At 45.0% G+C, this 23,964-nt stretch carries 3 protein-coding genes; all 3 read left to right on the forward strand.

Features of this window, described 5'->3' with window-relative positions; translation table 11 throughout:
- Genes KCG35_RS17280 through KCG35_RS17290 form a run of 3 tightly spaced genes read left to right on the forward strand, consistent with a single transcriptional unit; the run spans position 1 to position 23,964 of the window.
- Positions 1–7,146: a non-ribosomal peptide synthetase gene (locus KCG35_RS17280; RefSeq protein ID WP_215821046.1), complete on the forward strand. Its 7,146-nt coding sequence runs from the start codon at positions 1–3 to the stop codon at positions 7,144–7,146.
- Positions 7,146–23,243, forward strand: coding sequence for a non-ribosomal peptide synthetase/type I polyketide synthase (locus KCG35_RS17285; protein WP_215821047.1), 16,098 nt, complete (start codon positions 7,146–7,148; stop codon positions 23,241–23,243). Before KCG35_RS17280 ends, KCG35_RS17285 begins: the two co-directional genes overlap by 1 nt.
- On the forward strand, positions 23,233–23,964 hold the full coding sequence (locus tag KCG35_RS17290) for a thioesterase II family protein (protein WP_215821048.1): 732 nt from the start codon (positions 23,233–23,235) through the stop codon (positions 23,962–23,964). The genes KCG35_RS17285 and KCG35_RS17290 overlap by 11 nt, the downstream gene beginning before the upstream one ends.

Below are 23,964 nucleotides of genomic sequence, written 5' to 3' on the forward strand. Positions count from 1 at the left end.
ATGAATATATTAAATGTTGTCACTAAAGCCTGTGTAGATGAAGTAAGTAAGAACGTAATTGGTTATCTCGCAGATGCTGGTCATCAAGTTTTTCTGATAGCTTCACATGATGAAGAGCAAAGCTTTTGGTTGGCTCAAGAGCATCATAATATTCATCTTATTAATGAGAATGATATAAGCCATTATAAAATAGATTACGAGTTTTGCTATGCTGTTGAAACCTCTTTTTCTGATGCAAACCAAGTAAAGCTAGCACTATGTGATAAAGAGGGCAATGACGTTCAGTTTTTCTCAATAGTGAACCAAAAAAATAATGACAAGTGCATATTGGCTAATTGTAGTTTAGCTAAATCATGCTCAGACTTTCAGTTTATTCAAGCACAAATCGCTGAGGTTTTTATTGATGGCTTTATTCACTTAAGTAGAAATGACTCTTTGTCTGAGCTTGAAGTTTACAGCTTTTCAAACGATGTTGACCTTTGGTTTAATGCAGTGACAGCAAATTTAGCGGGTAAACGCTATTTTGATGAATTACAAAAAAAGTATGAAACTTTTGTTATTAGCCCAGAGGTACATAGCACTGAGATCTGTGACGTCGATAGTGAAACCCTTGTTTTTCCCTATAAATGGAGTCATGCGGATCAATCATTGTTTTTGCTTTTTATGCAATATATTTTTAATGCTGAAAAAGCAGCTCTATATGGTTTCTATACTAAAAATGAACAAGGCGTTTCAAGACAGTATACCTTGTTACAAGGCTCAGAATATTATGCTGATTTAGAAAAGATAGTCACTCATGAACAATCTCCAGCTACTTTTATAGATAAGGACTATATTTATTCAGAGCTACTATTTCCAAGTGTTGGGATATGTGAAGTTAATGACGAGCTAATAGATGAAAGTTTATTGTTAATTCAAACGGTGGATGACGCTCATCAAGTAAAGCTTATCTACAAAAAGAATATTCCTTTGTTTTCTGTGATGTCTCATTATGCTGAGGCATTTTTAGCACGTATTGATGATTTTAAATCAGGCACAATTGACTGGAATAACTTCTGTCAACTACCAGAGGCATTGATTCAGCATTACTATCTGGATTGTAACTCCGAGCAAATACTCTATCCCCAAAATACAATTACTGCTCTATTCGAAGAGCAGGTAACTCTTAATCCTGATAAATTAGCTTTAATTGTGGGTGATACTGAGCTGACATATGGTCAGCTTAATATGAAAGCAAACGGGTTAGCACATTACCTGAAGGAACACTTTTCAGTAGCTGAAGGTGAGAGGGTTGCTGTACTGCTCCCAAGAGATGAGTCATTACTGATTAGTCTGCTCGCTATCCTTAAGTTAGGTTCTGCATATGTTCCTTTAGATTCAACTTCTCCACTATTGAGAACCCAGGCAATACTGAATGATGCTAAGCCTAGTCTGGTATTAACCAGAAATGATATGCCAGAGGCTTCATTACCTGATGGCATCACAGCGTTATCAATAACAAATGATTTATTGGCCACGATAGAAAAATATTGTAATCCGCCAGAATTATTAAATTCTGGCGATGTTAATGCGCTCGCATATGTTATTTACACCTCGGGTACCACAGGTGTACCTAAAGGTGTTGCTGTCAGGCACCGTAATTTTGTTAATGTTGCCTATGACTTTTGTCATCGCACGCATTTGTCTCCTGAGTCTCGCATGTTGGCACTTACCACATTGGCATTTGACATCTCCACGTTGGAGTTGTTTATGCCCTTAATGTTTGGTGCATCTGTTGTGCTTGCAGAACAACGAGCGTTATTAGATGCATGTATATTGAAGCAATATTTAACCGAGTTTGATATTACACATATGCAAGCCACCCCATCTTTTTGGCGGCAGGCTGTTGCTGAACTGGGACAAGAAAAGTTTAATATTATTGCATTGTGTGGTGGTGAGGCTGTTCCTTTAGACGTCGCTAAAGGTTTGGTCAAAATGACGCAAAAAGCATGGAATGTCTATGGCCCTACCGAAACAACAGTATGGTCAACCGCATACTGCTTGAATGAAATCACTAATAAAGTATTGATTGGAAAACCTTTAGCAAATACGCAATGTTATGTACTTAATGATGAGCAAAAGCCTGTAGCACCAGGTGTAGTGGGTGAACTCTACATAGCCGGTGATGGTGTTGCACAAGGATACTTCAATAACCCTGAACTGACAGCAAAAGCATTTATTGCTAACCCATTTGTCCATTTGGGCAATAATCATAGCGCTACTATGTATCGAACGGGTGACAAAGTTCGTTATTTATCATGTGGTAATATTGAATATTTAAGCCGAGCAGATTTTCAAGTTAAGTTACGTGGGCATCGTATCGAGTTGGGTGATATTGAGTCGGCTATTAAACACTATCCAGGAATAGAGCAGGCTGTTGTTCAGTTACAAAAAGACCAGGAAAGTGATGTCGAGCCTTTTCTGGTTGCTTATTATACCGCTAAGGAACCCATTGGGGTCGATCATTTAAAGGATTGGTTAAAAAGTTATTTGCCTGAATATATGATCCCTGTCGATTTTATGTTCCTTGCTTCTATACCATTAAATATTAATGGAAAGGTAGATCGCAAGGCTTTACCTGCGATAAACCTGGTGCATAACAATCGGTTTATTGCACCCGAAACACAGACTCAGCGTGTATTGTGTCAGCTGTTTGGTTCAGCGCTAGGAGTAAATAAGAATAATATTGGTTTAACAGATGATTTTTTTGCTTTAGGTGGAAATAGCCTATCGGCAATTAAGTTGGTTAACTTAATCAATACCGAATTTCGCTGTGACATAAAAATTAAAGATATTTTTGAACAAAAAAATGTATCCAGCCTAACACCTTTAGTCAATGCCGGTAAGGGTGATTTTCTGTATCGTGATTTTATTATTAAATCGTCAGATATTACGCATCAATATCATCCATTTACCCTTAATAATGTTCAGCAAACTTACTATTTTGGCCGTTTTAAAAACTTTGAGTTAAGCAATGTATCGACTCATATTTATCATGAGTATGCATTTGGTTATATAGATCATGCTCGGTTAGAAAGTGCATTCAACCTGTTAATCAAACGCCATTTATCACTCAGAACTGTTTTTGAAAATGGAGAACAACGTTATTTAAACCAAGTTCCCCATTACCAAATTCGTTATCAGGAGTTTACTAATCACTCTCAGCTAGAAGGGATTCGCCAAGCGTTTTCCCATAAAGTTTATGCGGCAGACGTATATCCGCTCTTTGACATATTGCTGTCTAAAGTAGGGGATAGCTACATTCTTCATGTGAGTTTTGATGCGATTATCATTGATATGAAGAGTTTTGAGATTCTATTTTCAGAGTGGATCACTTTATATCAAAATCCGCAGGCAGTGTTGCCCAAGCTATTAATCAACTACCGAGATTATCATACTCAATATGAGCGGATACGTCAGAGTGAGCTGTTCCATCAGGCTGAGCAGTACTGGCATGAAAAAACACAGCAAATGTCGTTAAAAATGGATTTGCCTTTAGCTGCAAACCCATCAAGTATTGAGAAGCCATACTTCAAACGAGTAACCAGGACTGTTCCACAAGCAACATGGCAATTAATTTTAGATAAGTGCCGCTGTAATGATATTAGCCCAACGGCATTGATTGCCGAGCTATTTTGTCGTGTGCTCTGTTTTTGGTCAGATCAAGAAAAAGTCACGCTTAACTTAACGCTGTTTAACCGACTGCCACTACATGCTCAAGTAGATGACATTATTGGTGATTTTACTGTTTTAAGTTTGTTTGATTATCAATTGCGTAATGATATCTCTGCCCGACAGCAGCTGGAGTTAGTGCATTCCCGGTTATTGGAAGATGTTGATAACAACTTGTGTGATGGTATTGATGTGCAACGTATGCTCAAGCAAGCACGAAGTTTACCTTCTCACCAAGTAGTGGCACCGGTTGTATTAACCAGTGTTATTGGTATGAATGGTAAAGCCAGCATGTTTGATTTGCCATTGGATGAGAGTTACCAGGGTACTCAATACGCTATTTCTCAAACTTCTCAGGTTTGGTTAGACCACAAAGCGTATGAGACAGATGCAGGGTTTGTTGCAGAGTGGGACTATGTAGATCAGCTCTTTTCGCTACAAACAATTCAGGCAATGCACGACAGCTATTGTGCTTTAATCGAGCAGGTTGCACATCGCGACTGGGACTTAATGGCTTTGCCTTTTGTTAAATTACCGGACTGGCAAAAAGCACAAATTACCCACTGGAATAACACTCAGGCAAGCTACCCATCGAGGACGTTGGTTGAGCTGTTTGAAACATCACCCAGCTTAATAAGTACCTCCAAAGCTACAGCTGTTGTTGACTCACAGTTACAAACGAGTTTTACCTATGCTGAGATTCATGAGGCCTATTTAAGCGTGGCCGCAGCCTTAATGGCTAGTGGAGAAACTCAAGGCCAATTAATTGCCATTTTAGCTGAAAAGGGCTATTGGCATGTCACTGCTACTTTGGGAATTATGAAAGCAGGGGCCGCGTATGTACCACTGCATCCTGACTGGCCAATTGAGCGCTTGAATGACATTTTGGAGCAATCTGGCTGCCATACCGTTGTTGTGTCTAAATCACAGCATGCAAGGCTCAAGCGTGAATCTTCATTTTTGAATGCAACGGTCTTGGAACTGGAAACATTTGTTCAAGAGAAAGGGCCATGTGAGGATATTCTATGGCCAAGCGTTAAGCCGACAGATTTGGCCTACGTTATCTTTACTTCAGGCTCAACGGGACGGCCAAAAGGTGTCGCTATAAGCCACCATGGTGCTTTTAATACGATTGAAGCAGTTAACCGACGTTTTAATATTAACGCCAGTGATACGGTTCTTGCTTTATCAGAGCTGAGCTTCGATTTGTCTGTATACGACATATTCGGTGTGCTCGGAGCTGGAGGAAAAATTGTTTTCCCATGCCAAACAGATTGTAAAAAGCCTGACGTTTGGCTAGAGCTTGTTCATGAACATCATGTCACGCTTTGGAATACTGTCCCGCAGCTGGCCGGTTTAGTCATTGATGAGTTTGAGTCTCGCTCGGATATTTCAATGAATATTCGGCTTTTCTTGATGAGTGGAGACTGGATACCGCTTAATTTACCTAGCCGTATTAAAACACTTAATAATAAGACAGATGTCATTAGTTTGGGGGGCGCGACAGAAGGAAGTATCTGGTCAATCTGGTATCCAGTTGAACAAGTAGACCCAGAGTGGACAAGTATTCCCTATGGAACAGCGATGCCAAACCAGGCGATGTATGTGCTGGATAATCGGGGCGAACACTGTGCGTTTGGGGTTACTGGTGAAATTCATATTGGTGGGGATGGTGTTGCCCTTGAATACTGGAATGCACCTGAGTTAACCAAAGAGAGATTTATTAACCATCCTGAGTTAGGCCGACTTTATAAAACAGGTGATTTAGGTTGCTGGTCAGAGCAAGGCTTCATTGAGTTTTTAGGGCGCACTGACAATCAGGTAAAACTGAATGGTTATCGTGTTGAGCTAGAAGAAATTGCAGCACATATCAATAAGCTAGAAGGGATCTCGCAAGCACTGGTTCACTTACAGCAACAAGAGACCAGCCCTGCGTTAGTGGCTTACCTGATTCCAGAAAAAGAACAGCCTGTTCCTGTCTATACGGAAGATAAAGAGCTATTCATTCTTCAGCAAAGAGGCATTGTCCCCGTTGAAAATGCTGGTTTGGCATTATCACACTCATTGCAAAAGGATGATTATCTGCGTCGTAAAAGCTATCGGAAGTTCGATGACTGTGGCATTGATAGCCACAGGGTTAATACCCTGATTACATTACGCCAGAATCGCTCTTGGTCTTCAACTACTGGCAATGCAGCGACTTGGGATGACTTACAGCGCATTCTCTCCGTATGTGCTGGGTTGGAACTTCCCAATCGAGTGCTTCCTAAATATCGCTACCCATCAGCAGGGAGTACCTACAGTGTCCAGGCTTATGTGGGTCTCAATGATAAGGTTGATGCGACTCGTAACGGGTATTATTACTATCATCCCACACGTCACTCACTTTATGAGTTACCTAATGTTGAGCAGCCCAACGGTGTCGCTTCAGTAAACTTCATTGATCTAGTCATTAACTGGGAGGCAATCCGGCCTCTTTATCATGACCGTGCAAAAGCGCTCGCACTACTGGAAGCGGGACATATGCTGGCTTTACTTGCGGATCAGTGTGAGCAACTGGAAGTAGGTTATCACGTAGCGTTTTTTGAGCCGGATGTATCAGCGACTAAGTCATTAGTATGCCGGTTAGTACTATGTGCTCCTCTGAATCAGTCAACAGACCAAGCAGATACTAAGCTATCACTCTATAACCGGGAGGGTGCTTATTTCCGTAGCACGACAGGCAGTAATCTGTTCGACATCGAGCAACAGCCTGTACTGGTCAAGGCTTCTGATGTTCATGCCATTGTAAGTGGTGCCCAAGGGTTAATTCATCTTGAAGGTCCTCAGAGCACATCTAACTATGTTTATGCTGGCTGGTTGTTTCAGCACCTAAGTGATGACTTAGTCAGTCATGATATTGGCTGCTGTATGCTCGGGTTAACACTGAGTGAAAATAACCTGTACACCATGGCGATAGGTGCTGTGCGCGAAGAGGATAAAGCTGTAAGTGATGTTCATGCGGATGTCCAGCCTCTGAATGTTTTAGTACGCCATCACTTAGCACAATCACTACCCGATTACATGATTCCTCAGCACTTTGTGCTGCTCAATGAGTTACCTCTATCTGCAAATGGCAAAGTCGATGCCTCCCGCTTACCACAAGTCAACGTTGATACAAACTTTCAGGGACCCGTCACTAAGTTGGAGCAGCAGCTCTGTGAAGTCTGGGCCAAGATACTGAAGTGTCAGCCCACCGACATTGATTGTGCAGAAAGTTTTTTCAATTGTGGAGGAAACTCGCTTTTGGCGATGCGCTTGGTTCGTCGCCTTGATCAACAGCTGGGCGTCCAGCTCAAACTGGAAGATATCTATAACAACAGCACCGTGATAGCAATGGCCGAACAAGCTGAATCACAAATGGAAAATCACGAGCGAGTAGTTGGAGTTCTGTAGTGACAATTATAAGCTTATTAAACGACCTAAAATGCCAGCATATTTTTCTTTGGGTGAATGAGGCTGGAGAGCTTAACTATTCATTCGATAAAAATCGGGGTTTTCCTGATGCGATTAAGCAGCAGGTTATTGCGCACAAAGCAGTACTGATTGAGCTGCTTAATGCTAATAAAATTCATAACGAAGAACAGGCGAAAGCTTCGCCATTTCTGTCACTGCCACGGGCAAGTTGGCCAGCCAAACTAGACTCGATACAGCAAGGCATGTATTTGCAGGGTCAGATCGACAGCTTACCCTACACTTATACTATTCCACTGTTTATTGCCTTCAATGAACTGGATGCACAAAGAATGCAGCAGGCTATACAGCTGTTCTTAAAAAAGCATCCACTATTTTGTCAAAGTGTTGCTGATAACTTGCAGCGAGCGTTTCTTCCAGCTTCGTTGTTTCAATGCCCAGTGAGGGAAATATCTTCCTCTGAACTACAGCAGCATAAAGATAGCTTGGCCAAAACGGTGTTCCCTCTTGAAGAAGGACAGTTTACGTGTTTTGAGTTGCTCTATCTCGCGGACAAGAATACCTGGATGCTTGCTTGTATCCATCACCATATGCTGTCCGATGCCTACTCAGTCCCTGTGATAGCAGATGAACTGGCTGCGGCTTATGAAAATCCACAACGTTTTGCAGCAACCTTAAAACAGCCAACCTATCTCGATTACTCTGCTTATCAACAGGCTCAAGCGCTTGGGGGGGCTGAAACTCAATTCAAAGACAGGCTAATTGCCCAGCTTAATGAAGCAGAGGTGCCTCAGTTAAGGCAATGTTACTCAGCTACTGGCTCAAATGCTGCTACCCACCTAACAGCCACACTAACTGAAGAGGAGTATCAGTACCTTACTGATTTATGTGGTAAGCATGGATTAACACTCTATCCAATCCTGTTTACCCATTTCATCCATTCAATCGCTGTGTATACCGGTCAAAACGAGTCGTTTCCTGTGGGAATGACACTTGCTAACCGGCCAGAGGCATTTCAGGCTGCCATTGGACCATTTATTAATACGTTGCCTGTTGTTCCTGCTCTCAACAGAAAAGAGAGTGTTTTAGCCAATGCGAAGACTTTGCATCATACCGTTATCCAATACCAGCAAATGAATAATCTCAATATTGAGCAACTGGTGGAGGGTATTCAGGGGGGCGCGCCAAGGCTGGCTGAACTGGTTCAGGTGCTGTTTACCCTGCATAACTTTGATGAGTATTCAGCACAAACTCAAAACACTGAATATCAAATTCAACCTTATGCAGACCTGGCGGAAAAGTTTGGTATCTCACTGATTGCAGGTGTGCAATCCTCCTGTTTGTCATTCACACTGACCTATGCTGCAGAAAAGTACGAGCAGGCACAAATCGAAGCCATATTTAATAGCTTTGTGGATTCTCTAAAACAGCACGATGAAGGTGTGTGGTTGTCTCCACTGAGCCAGTTGTTACCTATTTCAAATCGGGTAGAACATCAGCTACTCCAGCTTTGGAATGATACACGTTGTGACTTTTCTGATCAGACCCATGTCGCGGCTATTTTGGAGCAGCAGGTTGAACAAACACCTCACCACTTAGCGGTAGCAGATGCCAGGCAGCGGCTGACTTATCAGCAATTGAATGAGCGCGCTAATCAGCTTGCTCACTACCTTATAGCGCAAGGGGTTGTCCAAGGTGACCTGGTTGCATTAAGCCTGGAGCGAAGTGTAGATACTGTCATCAGTATCTGGGCAGTACTGAAAATTGGTGCCGCGTATATTCCGCTTGAGCCAGGCTTTCCGCAGGATCGAGTGGAATATATCCTCAGTGACAGTCAAGCTGCCGTGATCTTGGCTCACAGTAAGCACGCAGAAAGTCTCGTTGATTATAAAGAGCGCTTGCTGCTACTCGACACTCCTGAAACTCGCCATCTGCTTGCAGATCAGCAAACTCAAAACCTATCTGTTGCGGTGAATCCTAACGACTTAGCTTATGTTATTTATACCTCAGGTACGACAGGCAAGCCTAAAGGCGTTATGTGTGAGCACCGAGGGTTGATTAACCGTATAGAGTGGATGCAAAAAAACTATCCACTGGCTGCGGATGATCGTGTTCTGCAAAAGACACCTTATGTATTTGATGTATCTGTTTGGGAGTTGCTCTGGGCTAACTGGTATGGTGCTGCGATCATTATGGCAGATCCTGATGGTCACAAAGATGCTGATTATTTGATTGAGTTGATCGAGCGAGAAAAAATTTCAACACTGCACTTTGTACCCTCAATGTTAAGCGCCTTCACCCAGACCCTGGGCGCTAGACCTAACGCACTCGCACATTTGGCCTCATTGAAATATATGTTCTGTAGTGGTGAGGCGTTGCACTTATCTCAGGTGAAGGACATAAAAGCCTTATTGCCTGATGTCCAGCTTCATAATCTTTATGGGCCAACCGAAGCTTCAATTGATGTGCTGTTTTTCGATTGTAATGATCCGGCATTATCAAAAGTGCTGGTTGGTAAGCCAATCGATAATATCCAGGCTCTCGTCTTAGATGAAAATTTACGATTGCTCCCACCTGGGGCGGTAGGTGAGTTGCATCTGGCTGGTGTTGGACTGGCTAGAGGTTATCTTAATAATCCTGCACTTACTGCAGAAAAGTTTGTAGAAAACCCCTACCAGAGCACTGAAGATAAACAACTCGGAATCAATGGACGACTTTATAAAACGGGTGACTTGGTATACCAGCAACCCGATGGCTCTGTGGTTTATTTGGGACGGAATGATTTCCAGGTCAAAATTCGTGGCTTTCGAATTGAGCTGGGTGACATCACAACGAACCTAGAGTTGCATCCTCTTGTTTCTCAAGCAGCGGTAACTGTGGTGAAGGACGCGCAGCCCAGGCTGGTTGGTTATATCGTTGCCGCAGATGAATGTAGCGATGAAATACTTAAGTCGCACCTATTGGCAGCCTTGCCTGAGTACATGGTTCCAGAGTCCTTTGTCCGTTTAGATGCGCTACCCGTAACGGTCAACGGCAAGTTGAATGTAAAAGCATTACCAATCCCAGAACGCACACTCAAAGATAATGTGGTTGCTCCGAAAAATGAACTAGAAGCCTCTGTGCGAGACATTGTTGCAGCGCTGTTAGGGCTGGAACCTCAGCAGTTGGGATGTAGCTCCAACTTATACCAGCTCGGGTTAGATAGCATCATGGCCATTCGGCTGGTCAGCCAGCTTCGCCAAGCGTCAATGTTGGAATTGTCAGTAAAGGATGTGTTTGCGCTAAAAACGATAAGTGCACTCTGTCAGTTAGCAGGCAAAGAACGATCAAGCATTACCTATCAAGTAGAAGAAGGGGTGTTAAGTGGCGAGGTGCCCTTACTGCCTATTCAGTGCTGGTTCTTTACGCGTCAATTTAATCAACCTGAGCACTGGAACCAAGCGTTTTGCATAGATGTACCGTTGTTAGAGCAGAATGCTTTGCAACATGCTGTGTCTGAGCTAGTAAAGCATCATGACGCCTTGCGACTGCATTACACCGATACCCCTGAAGGTCAATATCCTCGACAGTTCTATGGTGAGCAGCAACCAGTTAACGTCATACAGATGAATCTGGCTGAGCGTACTGATGCGCAAGCGTTGAGTGAGTTAATGACCAGTTGGCAAAGCAGTTTTGATCTCACCTCAGGCCCTTTATTTCAGTTTGTCTATATTGAGGGACTCAAACCAGATCGAGGGCTGCTGTTCTGTGCTTTCCACCACTTGATCATGGACAGCGTCAGCTGGGGCATTATTGTTCATGACCTGCAGGTATTATATCAAGGCAAGAAGCTTCCGCAGAAAGGCAGTAGCTATCGACAGTGGACCCAATGTATTGAACAGTATCCACATCAACACCCTGAAGAATTAGGGTATTGGCAAGCATTAATGGAAGATTACCGTGTCCCGCAAGGCTTTCTATCCAATAAACAGCCATTTACCTCAAGCCAGATTAAACTGCCTCAATCATTGACCCAGTCGCTGCTTGGGGAGTGTCATAAAGCATTTAATACGCAGATTAATGATGTACTGATTGCAGCGGCAGACACCGCACTAACTGAAGTGTTAGCCGGCGAAGTCACCCATATCTCTCTAGAAGGCCATGGCCGAGAAGTTATTGCCGAGGTCATTGATAGTCCCCTGGATATCGAACGGACAGTGGGCTGGTTTACCAGTTTATCTCCTTACAAACTGCAATCCTGCCAGAATCTGCAAACAACCTTGATAGGTTGTAAAGAGCAACTGCGGGCGATGCCTGGTAATGGCGTAGGCTATGGTGCCTGGGCACAAAGCAGTGATCTGCCCATACCATCAGTGTGCTTTAACTACTTAGGTCAGCTAGATACCTTGGTACAGCCTACGTCAGAGCATACTGAGCAGTGGCATCTGGTAGTGACAGAAACAGGACAAACGATAGGACATCCTGAAGACTGGCCTTTTAGCATCACCATTTTTGGCTTTGTTGTTGATGGGCAGCTGCATATCGAAGTTAAATCCTGCCTGACTGAAGCTGTTAGTCAGAAGCTTCTGGACTGTTACCAGAAAGCATTGGTTGCGCTGGTTGAGTTGTGTGCTAACCAACAGACGACAGAATACTCGGCGAGTGATTTTAAGTTTATCTCGGGAGAGGCTGATTTAGCACAGTTGCCTTTATCAGCTAAAGGGGAAAGCTCGCAAGACTTTGCCATGACGGAAATCCAAAAAGCTTATTTGCTTGGACGTATGGGGCAGTATGAAATTGGCAATGTGGCAAATCATATATACAACGAGTATGTGTACAGCTCACTGGACATTAACCGGCTGGAAAATGCAATCAACGAGCTGATTACCCAGTGTCCTGTGTTACGCACAGTGTTTGATGAAAACACCATGCGCCAGCGCTACTTACCAACAAGTGAGGTTGGGCATTACTGTGTGCATACCAACTACTTTGATGTTAATAAGAGCGATGCCACTCTGGCAGATGTTCGCCATAGGCTGTCTCACGCGGTCTATGATGTTTCCTGCTTTCCGCTGTTTACCTTTGAAGTCAGTCTGTTTAAAGACTGTTATGTGCTGCATGTCAGCATTGATTTAATACTGTTGGACGTGCAAAGCCGGCTGATGATGTATTCCTTACTCGACAGGCTATATCGTGGTGAGGATATTACGGCCAGTTTGCCAAAGGTTAACTTCAAAGATTATCAGGACTATGTCGTGCACCTGCCAAACTCTGTTTGGTATGAAAAGGATAAAGCATATTGGGCTGAAAAGTTACAAACCCTGCCTTTGCGTCCCAATTTACCGCTTAAGCAAGAGCCTATGAACGTCACTCAGCCGACGTTTTCCGAGCATACGCTTTATTTGGAGCCTGAAATTTGGCAGCAGTTTAAGAAAAAGGCTCAAGATTATCAGGTGTCTTACTCTTCTGTACTGCTTGCACTATACGGTTACCTGATTGCGCGTTTTTCTGGTAATGACGAGTTCTTAATTACCCTGACGCTGTTTAACCGTTATCCAGTTTGTGAGCGTGTTGATGAGATCTTGGGTGACTTTACATCGACTAACCTATTTCACTTCAAGGATGCTGGCAGTCAGCTACTTGAAACCATCACCCGTACTCATGACCGCATGTGGGATGATGTCAATCATGCACTTTATAACGGTATTCAAGTACAGCGAGAGCTGGTGAAACAACATCAGCTTGATGCGAATGCTGCTACATCACCTATTGTCTTTACCGGTGTTATTGGACAGCAGACAGATCGCTGGGAGAAACGGTCATTTCTTATCGAGAGTGAACTTAGGGAACAGCGTTACTGGTGTGCACAGACATCCCAAGCATGGATTGATTTGCAGGCGGTCGAGTCGGGTGATCGATTTATGAGTAAGTGGCTATATGTCGATCAGCTTTTTGAACCGGATTTTATCCCACATTTAAATCGCTGCTATTGCGAGCTGATCACCCACTTGGCTACACAAGAATGGTCTAGGAGTGTACCTCGAGGCTATTTGCCGCCAGAGGATGAGCGCTGTATTGCATTGATCAACAGTGCCAACCAGCCGGTGAGTGAAGAAACTCTGGTCAGCTTGTTTGAAAGTCAGGCCAGGGAGGGACACCGTATTGCGGTTTATGATGAGCGTTTAGGACAAAGTTATACCTACGCCCAGTTACAGCAGGATAGTGAGTGTTTAGCCAGTCACTGTCTAGCCATGGAGGGAGAGTTAATAGCCGTTTTGGCAGAGAAGGGATACGCCCAGCTGTGTGCTTGTTTAGCGATAATGAAGGCCGGTAAAGGTTATTTGCCACTGCATGTTGACTGGCCTGAAGAGAGAATGAATGGTGTGTTGGCACAGGCTGAGGCAGACCATCTTTTAATCACAGAGCTTCAGGCTCAGCGTGATTTTAAACTGATGCAAAGCATCTCAAGCCTTTGCATTGAGACCGCTCTGGTCGATGAGTCTTGTTGCGCCAAAGTGAGCTTACCCGAGGTTAAGCCAGATGATGTTGCTTATGTGATTTTTACTTCAGGCTCTACTGGCAAGCCTAAAGGCGTGACGATCAGTCATCGGGGCGCAGTGAATACCATTATTGCGGTGAATGAGCAGTATAACGTCACTGCCGATGATGCTTTATTTGCATTGTCTGAACTCAGTTTTGATTTGTCAGTTTATGACTTGTTCGGTGCACTCGCTGTAGGTGCCAAAGTTGTTTTTCCTGATCAGCAACATGTGAAGACCCCTGACGGTTGGTTACCGTTGATTCAGCAGGAAAAGGTCAGCATTTGGAATACTGTTCCCCAGCTTGCGGGTCTTTTGGAAGAAGCTACCTCTGCAACCAATACTCCGCTGCCATCGCTGCGACTGTTCATGATGAGTGGCGATTGGATTCCACTCAACCTCCTTGATAGGCTCGCTTGTACATTCCCAGCAGCCAAGCAACTCAGCTTAGGGGGTGCTACAGAAGGGAGTATTTGGTCAATTTGGTACCCGATTGAATCTCGTCAGTCTGATTGGGCTTCAGTGCCTTATGGCAAGGCAATGCCGAACCAAACCATGAGTGTTTTGGATAATCAGTTGCAGCCCTGCCCGGTGGGGGTGACTGGTGAAATCTATATTGGTGGGTTAGGCGTGGCGCTAAGTTACTGGAAAAATGAGGCGTTGACCCGTGAGCGCTTCATAGAACATCCAGATTTAGGACGGATTTATAAAACCGGTGACTTAGGTCGTGTTGAGTCTGATGGCAATATTATTTTCCAGGGACGCAATGATTTTCAGGTCAAGGTGCGCGGCCATCGTATTGAGCTTGGTGAGATCGAAGCAGTGATTACTCAGTTTGAGGGGGTTGAGCAGTCGCTTGTCCTCACTCAGCCTGTGGATGGAGAAAACTCAGCGGTAAATCTCGTGGGTTATTATGTGACGAAAGTTCAGGTGGATGAGCTGGCACTCCGCCAGGCGCTTGCGTCGCGTCTACCAGAGTATATGGTGCCGCCTTTCCTCATTGCTCTGGACTCACTCCCGCTAACGGCCAATGGCAAGCTAGACCGGGCCGCATTGCCTGTGCCAAATACCCATACGTCAAATCAACATTGTCAGCCAAGTAACACGATAGAAGCTAAGCTTTGTCAGCTTTGGGCCGGGGTACTGAACATTTCCCAACAACGGCTGGGGATTCATGATGATATCTTTTCTCTAGGCTGTGACAGTGTCATGGCAATTCAGATGGTGGGTCGTCTGCGTCGAGAAATGCAAGTTGAGCTTGGGTTAAGGGAGCTATTTACTTATCGTTCAGTAGCTACCTTGGCAGAGTTTGTCTCAGACAAACTGCAAAACTCAAACGCTGATGTTGCTGAGCCTCAAACCGAACAGCCCTCACTAACTGGGGAGGTGTCTTTACTTCCTATTCAACAGTGGTTTTTTTCAAATGAATGGACGGTAGCGAGCCACTGGAATCAAACGGCCATGTTAGTGACGCCGCCTCTGTCCTTTTCTCGTCTTGAGCAAGCTGTCAGTCAAGTGGTAGCGCACCATGATGCCTTTGCACTACGTTTTACGGTAAATGATGGTGGTGATTGGGCGCAGCATTATCAACCCGACTCTGCAAAACCGGCCTGTCATCGAGTGGATATTAGAGAGCTGTCAGTCAAAGAACATGAGCCTGGGTTTGATGCCTGCTTGAAAGAGGCGCTCGCTGATCTTCATAGCCAGTTTGACTTGGCAAACGGTCCACTAAGTGTGTTTGCTTACCTTGATGGTTTCAGTGATGGACAAGGTCGGCTCTTTATGGCCTGGCATCACTTAATTATTGATACCGTTAGTCAGTCGGTTTTGATTGAGGATTTATATCAGGCCTATCTGAGGCAGCCACTTGGGTCCAAGAGTAGCAGTTATCGGCAGTGGAGTGAGCTGGTAAATAGCCTATCGGTTACTGATGAGGAGATGTCATTTTGGCAAAGTCAGTTGCCTGGGCCAGAAGCAGCGTTACTGGCTGCATCCAAAGGTAGGGAATCAACAGAATATCGTTTACAGCTAAGCAGTGACACCACCGATTCTTTGCTTGAGCGGACTCGTCCTTTGGGTATGCAACCCCAAGACTGCCTGGCTTTGACGCTCAGCCGTTTTCTTCAACAGTACACAGGGCAGCAATCCCACTCGTTATGGTTAGAGGGACATGGGCGACAGCATGAGCATGAAACGCTTGATGTTTCCCGCACTATAGGCTGGTTTACCAGTCGCTACCCTGTTCGTTTAACAACGAAAACCAATAGCCGTGAACAGTTAATAGACACAAAAAATCAGTTAAGACGTTGTGCTGAAAAAGGGTTGAGTTATGGTGCTGCTTTTTCGATGCCCTGTACCTCTTTAGATGGGGTAAGCCTTAACTATTTAGGCAGGATTGAGTCTACTGAGTCTTCTCCATGGCAATTGGCTTTAGCGTATAGCGAGCTATCTAGCCACTCAAAAAACCCATCACTTCATCTACTGGAAGTCGTCAGTTGGCTGGCAAATGGTCAGTTACAGCTGTTAGTAAAATCCAACCTCAGAGATATAACAGCACAGAACGTGGCGGAAGCACTTTCTGCGCAACTGGATATGCTGCTAGCTGAATTGGGAGATGAGCAACGCACTTGGTTGACAGAATCTGATGTTAACTTTGTGGTGTCTCAAAATTATCTGGATCAACTGCAGAAGCACCAAGAAGTTGAGCAGGTATTTAGGGCAAATAGCCTGCAGCAGGGGATGATACATCACAGCCTGGCCTATGGTGACCAGGATGCCTCATATCGTATTGCTGTACGTTGGGATTACCACGCTCAGGTTGAGCCTCAGCTCTTTCACCAAGCCTGGCAGTTGTTGCAAAAGCAGCTTGCCTGTTTGCGCTCCCGATTTGACTGGCGTGGAGAGATTGTCCAGGTGGTTGACCGAGAAATGGGTTTTCCCTGGGCTTATCATGACTTCAGTGACATGAATGCTAGCGACCGTGAGCAGGCGTTAGCGAAGCTTCAGCAGGAGGATCGAAGGGGCAATTATGACCTTAGTACAGGAGGGCTGTTCAGAGTTTGTTTGGTGAAGCTGGATCAGCATCACTATTGCTGCTTGTTTAATGTTCATCATGCCATTCTTGATGGGTGGAGCAGCCCTATTTTAATGGCTCATTTACATGACACTTATGATGCATTGCAGAAAGACGCCCCCTTACCTTTAGTTTCTGATGCTTTCAGTGCCGTTCAAAGCTATATACAGCAACATCAAAATGCCGATAAAGACTATTGGAGTGAGTATTTAAGTGATGTTGACGAGGCCATGCCTTTATCTTCGCTGCTGCATCCAGAGGTTTCACCGGCAGAGTATCGACAACAGCGTCAGGTTAAATCATTACAGCGACTTAGTCTCAAATTGAGCAACACTGAACTGTCTTCTTTGAGTGGGCTGGCACAAAAGTACGGTATTACGGTGAACTCCGTGTTCCTGTTTGCCTGGCACAAGCTCTTATCATTGTATTCTGGGGCGGTACAAACGGTTGTCGGTACTGTCATTGCAGGCAGAATGTTACCTGTAGCGGGCATTGAACATGCTGTTGGCATGTTTCTCAATACCCTGCCAATTAAGCACCAGCATGATACGGGCACCAGCATACTCGAGCAGATAAGTGCATTACAGGATGCCGTGGGAGAAGCCAATAGCCGCAGCTTAGTCAGTTTGGCAGACTTACAGCAGGGTGGAAGCAGGCTGTTTGACTCATTGTATGTTTTTGAAAACTATCCTGACCCAAGTTTGCAGAACGACCTTGACCGCTTACATCATCAATTCGTATCCCGAGAGGAACATCGGGACTACCCACTGGCACTGCAAGTTGAAGAACAAGCAGACGCAATCAATATCTATCTGGACTTTGCGACAGAGTGGTTCAGCCCAACGAAGATGCAACAGGCTTTAAATGTGTTGCAGCAGATAGTAACGCAGGTGCTGGCCGATCCTGATGAGCAGCAATTGCAGTTTGCGCCATCCATAATGACAGGCGAAAAACTGCAAAACATGGCTCCAGCAATCCCAACCCGTAACCTGGCGGCAGCGATTGCACATTATGCTTGTCATCAGCCAGACGCGCCTGCCCTATGTCACTCTGGTGAAGTACTCGGCTACTTACAACTACATCAGCAAGTATTGGCAGCGGCATACTGTCTTCAGTCGGAATACGCCATAAGCCCAGGACAGCGAGTTGCGCTATTAATGCTAAGAGATGCGTTAGCATTAACGGTCATTCTCGCTATAGGGAGGCTTGGAGCAACCTATGTGCCTCTGTCTTATGACTATCCTGCAGAGCGAATTGAGTATATTTTGCAGGATTGCCAGGCTGACTGTTTGGTTACTGATGGTTTGCATGACCAGCTATTACCAAATGTATCTATTCCTACACTTGTCCTGGATAGCGCCAAGCAGGCATTACTCAATGTTCCAGCGAATTTAGCTGAGGCGGAGATCAAGCCACAAGATACCGCGTATATCCTGTATACATCTGGCACCACAGGCCAGCCTAAAGGTGTTGCGTTATCCAATAGTGCGTTTATGGCAACGTTACATGGGCTATGGCAGGCTCACTTCCCGAATAAGACTGGGCTGAATACTTTCAGCATGACCAACATGGTGTTTGATATTTTCGGGGCAGAGTTTGGTTTGCCATTACTATCTGGAGGTACGTTGACACTGGGTGATTACAGGGAAAGTCCTATTAACTGTCAGTCACTCGACTTTATTCAAACCACGCCAAGCATGCTTGAGTTTACGTTGCCATCATTCGAGCAAACCACAAAGTGTACGCTGCTGGTGGGGGGTGAAGCCTTATCTCATCACTTGGCCCAACGTGCATTTGCTAAGTTTTCACGGGTGATTAATGTTTATGGGCCAACAGAAACCTGCATCTGGTCTACCAGTAAAACCTATTTAGCGGGACAAGACACAGGCGTTATCAGTATTGGGCGACCTTTGCCCGGAGAGAGTTGCACTGTGTTAGGACTGCAGGGTGAGCCTTTACCATCAGGCGCATGTGGTGAACTTTATATCGGCGGTACAGGTGTCGCACAGGGGTATGTGAATAAGCCTGAGTTAAACGAAAGCAGGTTTATAAGTTTGCCCTTTGCAGACGGGACTTGGTATCGAACAGGGGATACGGTCAGGCAGCTGGATGATGGCAGCTTGTTGTTTATGGGGCGCCAGGATGGGCAAATTAAAGTCATGGGGCACCGTATTGAAAGAGCGGATATTGAGCAGGCGATGCTGGCTCATCCGCAGATACAGCAAGTCACTGTTCAGCTGGTAAATAGTTCAGTAGGCTCTAGCAATGTTCAGGTGTTGGTAGGCTATTATGTGTCGTCAGCTGCTGATATGAATTCGCTTACCCTAGCACAGTGGCTGAAGCAAAAGCTGCCTGATTATATGGTTCCTGAGCAATTTATTGCACTGGAAGCCTTACCTATGTCAGTAAATGGCAAGCTGAATTCCAAGGCGCTGCCTGCACCAGTCTTTGATAGCCCGGTAACCGATGATGAAGCATTCAAGGCTGAAAGTGAGCCATTAGTGCAGGTGTTGCAGTCTGTTTGGTGTCAGCTGCTACAAAGACAGTCAGTGGGGCTTCAGGATAAGTTTTTTGAGTTAGGCGGAAACTCAATACTCCTTACCCGTATGCATGGGTTATTACCTGTAGATGTGCAGTCTACAGTGTCATTGATTGACCTGTTTAAGCTGCCGACCATTGCTAGCATTGTGCACTATGTTGAACAGCAGGCTAGCACAGCGAAGCCAGCAGTGGTTAAGCCAAAAGCACAATCTATCGCACATACCGATATTGCAATAATCGGTATGTCGGGCCGCTTTCCACAATCTGAAACCCTGGCTGAATTTTGGGAGCATCTGAAAGCAGGCAAAGAGCTTGTGTCGTGTTACTCCGTTGAAGAACTGCAGGGGTTAGTACCTGAGTCGCAGCTTAGTAACCCCAACTATGTGTTGGCACAAAGTAAACTAGAAGGCATTGAGTGCTTTGATGCGGGCTTCTTTGGGCTAACAGCCAAAGAAGCCATGATGATGGACCCGCAACATAGGGTATTCCTTGAGTGTGTTTGGCATGCTTTTGAAAATGCTAACTATGACCCACTAACCATCACGAATGATGTGGGTGTGTATGCCAGTGTTGGGAATAATCATTACGAGTCAGACTATGTGCTGCCATCAATGAAGCATGCTGACCTGGTTGATCACTATCAGGTGATGATTAGTAATCAGTCGCACTTTTTGGCAACCAGAGTCGCTTACACCCTAAACCTTACAGGTCCCGCAATGACCGTGCAGACGGCTTGCTCCTCCTCGCTGGTGGCAGTGCATCAGGCCTGCCGCGCAATACAGGCTGGTGATTGCCAGATGGCTATTGCGGGAGGTATTTCGTTGGGCCAGCTTGAGAAGCAAGGCTACCTTTATCAGCCAGGAATGATTTTCTCAGCGGATGGTCATTGTCGTCCTTTTGATTGTGAGTCCTCTGGCACGATTGAGGGGCAGGGTGTTGGTGTTGTATTACTCAAGCCGCTTGCTCAAGCACTGGAACACGGTGACAGTGTAATTGCTGTTATTAAGGGCAGCGCAATCAATAACGATGGCAATCATAAAGCGGGGTTCACCGCGCCGAGTGAAGACCGTCAGGCTGCTGTTATTCGCCAAGCAATGGCCAATGCGCAGGTTTCTGCCGATGATGTGTCTTACATAGAAGCGCATGGTACGGGTACCAAGTTAGGAGACCCCATTGAAATTGCAGGATTATCTCAGGCACTTTCTGGCAGAACATCTAAACAGCCCTGCGCAATTGGCGCGTTGAAGAGTAATCTCGGACACCTTGATGTTGCGGCTGGAATTGCAGGACTCATAAAAGTCGCTTTATGTTTACAGCATAAAACCCTGGTGCCAACGGTTCACTTCCAGCAGGAAAATGCTGAACTGAAGCTGGCTACACGAGGCTTTAAAGTTCAGCAAACGACCGAGGAATGGACGCAAGATCAAGGCAGTGAGCTAAGAACAGCAGGGGTCAGTGCTTTTGGTATTGGTGGAACCAATGCCCATGTGATTTTACAAGAGGCACCTGAAACGAATACTTCACTACAGGAAGGCGTTACAGGTAGACCGTTACTATTTTGCTTGTCAGCACCCGATGAAGAAGGCTTGCACCGCCAATCTGCAGCAATGGCCGCGTTTGTCCATGGTGCGCAAACCGAGCAACTGGTGCGTGCGGGCTATACGTTAATGCACTCTCGGAGCCGATTTGATTGCCAGAGGGTGGTGATGGGCAACAACAGCAAGGAGTTGGCAGAGGCTTTAGTAGCACAGCCCCAGATAATCCATAAACCTGATCGAGCACCGTCAGTGGTCTTTATGTTCCCAGGGCAGGGAGCGCAATATAAAGGCATGACTCAGTGGTTATTTGATAATGAGCCAGCTTTCCGTTTTTGGGTAGAGCAGTGCTTGGATATTGCTGCTCCAATGCTAGGCAACGAGGTCTCACGTGAGGATCTGCTGGCTGCCAGTGAGCGCATCAATGACACAGCGATTACTCATCCGGCGCTGTTTATCTGTGAGTTTGCACTGGCAAAATGGCTGATGGATAAAGGCGTTTCCCCTGCAGCAATGATAGGCCATAGTCTTGGTGAGTATGTCGCAGCTTGCTGTGCAGGTGTTCTGTCACTGACTGATGCGCTATCGCTGGTGATTAAGCGTGGGCAGTTGTTAGCATCGCTGCCCCAAGGTCGAATGGTATCGGTGCGTTGTACCTATGAGGAGATTCGACCCTTTGTTGAGACTCACCAGTTGGATATTGCCGCTATTAATGAGGCGCAGTCATGTGTGATATCTGGCGCGCCTGACAAGGTAGCGGCTTTGGAAGCCGTATTAAACCAACAGGGAATTACCTACCGTAGTGTGAAAGTCTCCAGAGCTTTCCACTCTGCTATGCTTGATCCCATTTTGGATAATTTTGCACAGCTGGTTGCCTCAGTACAGCTGAACCCTCCAGTGTTGCCTTATATTTCGAATTTGAGTGGTGACTGGATTAAGCCAGAGCAAACATGCTCTGTGGCGTATTGGGTAGAACATCTCCGCCAAACCGTGATGTTTGAAGCGGGTCTTTCGACACTGTTCAACAACAAGCAGTTTTCTGACATGGTGTTGGTTGAAGTAGGACCTGGCACGATTTTGAGTGTACTGGCAAAACGTCACCAAGGTCGCAGGCCTACGCATCATGTCATTCAGGGCCTGGCTGAGCGCTCCCCCTATCAACATTTGATGTCGATGATTGGGCAACTGTTCTGCCTTTCTGTCCCAGTTGATCTGCAAAAGTTCTGGCAGTTATCCCCAGAAAACAGAATTAAACTACCAGGCTATGCTTTTGCACGTGATCATTACTGGATAGGTGAAAATAAGGCTAAAACCGTTGTTCCTGAGGCTATAACGCAGGAAAACACCATCAGTTCTGATAAAGCGCTTAATGAGCAAGTCAGCGATATTTGCTGCCATGTGCTTGGGCTTGAGACAGTAAATCCTGATGCAGATTTCTTTGAGCTTGGAGGTGATTCGCTCACGGCTGTTCAATACAGTTCCAGGGTGACAAATCAGTTTGGTGTCACCATTGAGTTTATGCAGTTGCCAAGATTGACTGTTAATGCCATTGCTACTGCGCTTAATGCTGCTATGCAAAAAGATCAGTCAGAAGAACAGGATACAATTGTCTTATTGCAAAAAGGGAAGCCGTCCCATCCCCCGATCATACTCATTCACCCTATTGGTGGAGATATTTATTTTTATTGGGATCTCGCAAAAGCTTTACCTGAAGACTATCCCGTATACGCCATCCGTTCTCCAATGCTCACCAGTGATGTTCACTTTAGTCGTTTGGAAGACATGGCAGAAAGTTATCTGCAAGGGGTTATCTCTTGCGTTGGGAAAAAACAAACACCGATATTTGCAGGCTCTTCTTTTGGTGGCATTGTCGCTTACGAAATGGCTCAGCAGTATAAGCATGGGTATGGCGTCAATGCACCTGTCATAATGGTAGATAGTCCATGTTACGGGAATTTACCTGATGGCATGTCTGGCGCTGAAATTCTTGATTATTTGTTGACCTTTGGTATGGCAGAAATCAATGTGGATAATGCCGTATATGCAGCATTTGAGACCTTGGAAGATAAGGTTGAGTACCTGGGAAAAATAAGCCAAGGTACAGCCTATGAATCCATTCTCTCCGCAGCGTTTTTACCGCGTTATTTGAGTGTTTGGGAATGTAATAATGGATTAATGCAAAAATACCAACCATCAAAATCGGTAAGTGATATTTTATTTTTCGCGCATACTGACGTTATTCCGAGTTTTCCTGCGCATCAAGATCGCTTTTGGAAAAAACTTGGCCACACGTCCTTTAAGGTGATACCTGTTGCTGGAAATCATTTAACGATGAATGGACCGAAAAACTCTGCTTTTCTCGCTGAGAGTATCGCGGATTGGTATGAAAGTGAGATATGCCATGTGGTTTGAAAAAAAACGTAGTCATTGTACTGGGGAAAAAAATCATACGCTCTTGTTTTTTCCGTACTCAGGAGGAAGCTCAGATGTATTTGATGAGCTTTTGAGTCATATACGAGAAGATATAGACTGTTATGTTTTTCAGCTCCCAGGAATGGGAAAAAGGCTGTTGGAACCGCTGAGAAATGATGTCGAAAATATTGTGAGTGAAGCAGTAAGTGAAATATATGATATTGTAAAAAAAAATAGTTTTTCATTATATGGACATAGCACGGGAGGCTTATTTGCTTTCCTCTTTGCGCAGTCTTTACTAAGCATGGGCTTACGTTCCAATAAAGTGTTTATTGCTGCAGAAGCTGCACCTCATATACCTGAGTTTTTGGAAGATCCTGCTTCATACAATGATGAAGAGATTTATCAAAGGTTAAAGGGGTACGGAAAACTAGACGATGAGTGTCTTCAAGACGATGATTTTAAAGAGTTCTATTATCCTATTATGAGAAATGAATTCTCGATTAATTATAGGTTAAAGCACATGACACCCTGTGAAAAATCTGAGCATGAGCTAGTGCTTGTTCATGGCATGCAAGATAATCATGTCAGTTATGAGAATTTGCAAGCCTGGCAGGAGTATACCCATATTTTAGTGGATACCCATCAGGTAGACGGGGGGCACTTTTTTGAGGGTGATATCAATAAGTTGGTCGCAAAAATTGTTTCATCCAGTTTATGA

The organism is Zooshikella harenae, from assembly GCF_018837975.1.
In the GTDB taxonomy this organism is placed as follows: Bacteria; Pseudomonadota; Gammaproteobacteria; order Pseudomonadales; family Zooshikellaceae; genus Zooshikella; species Zooshikella harenae.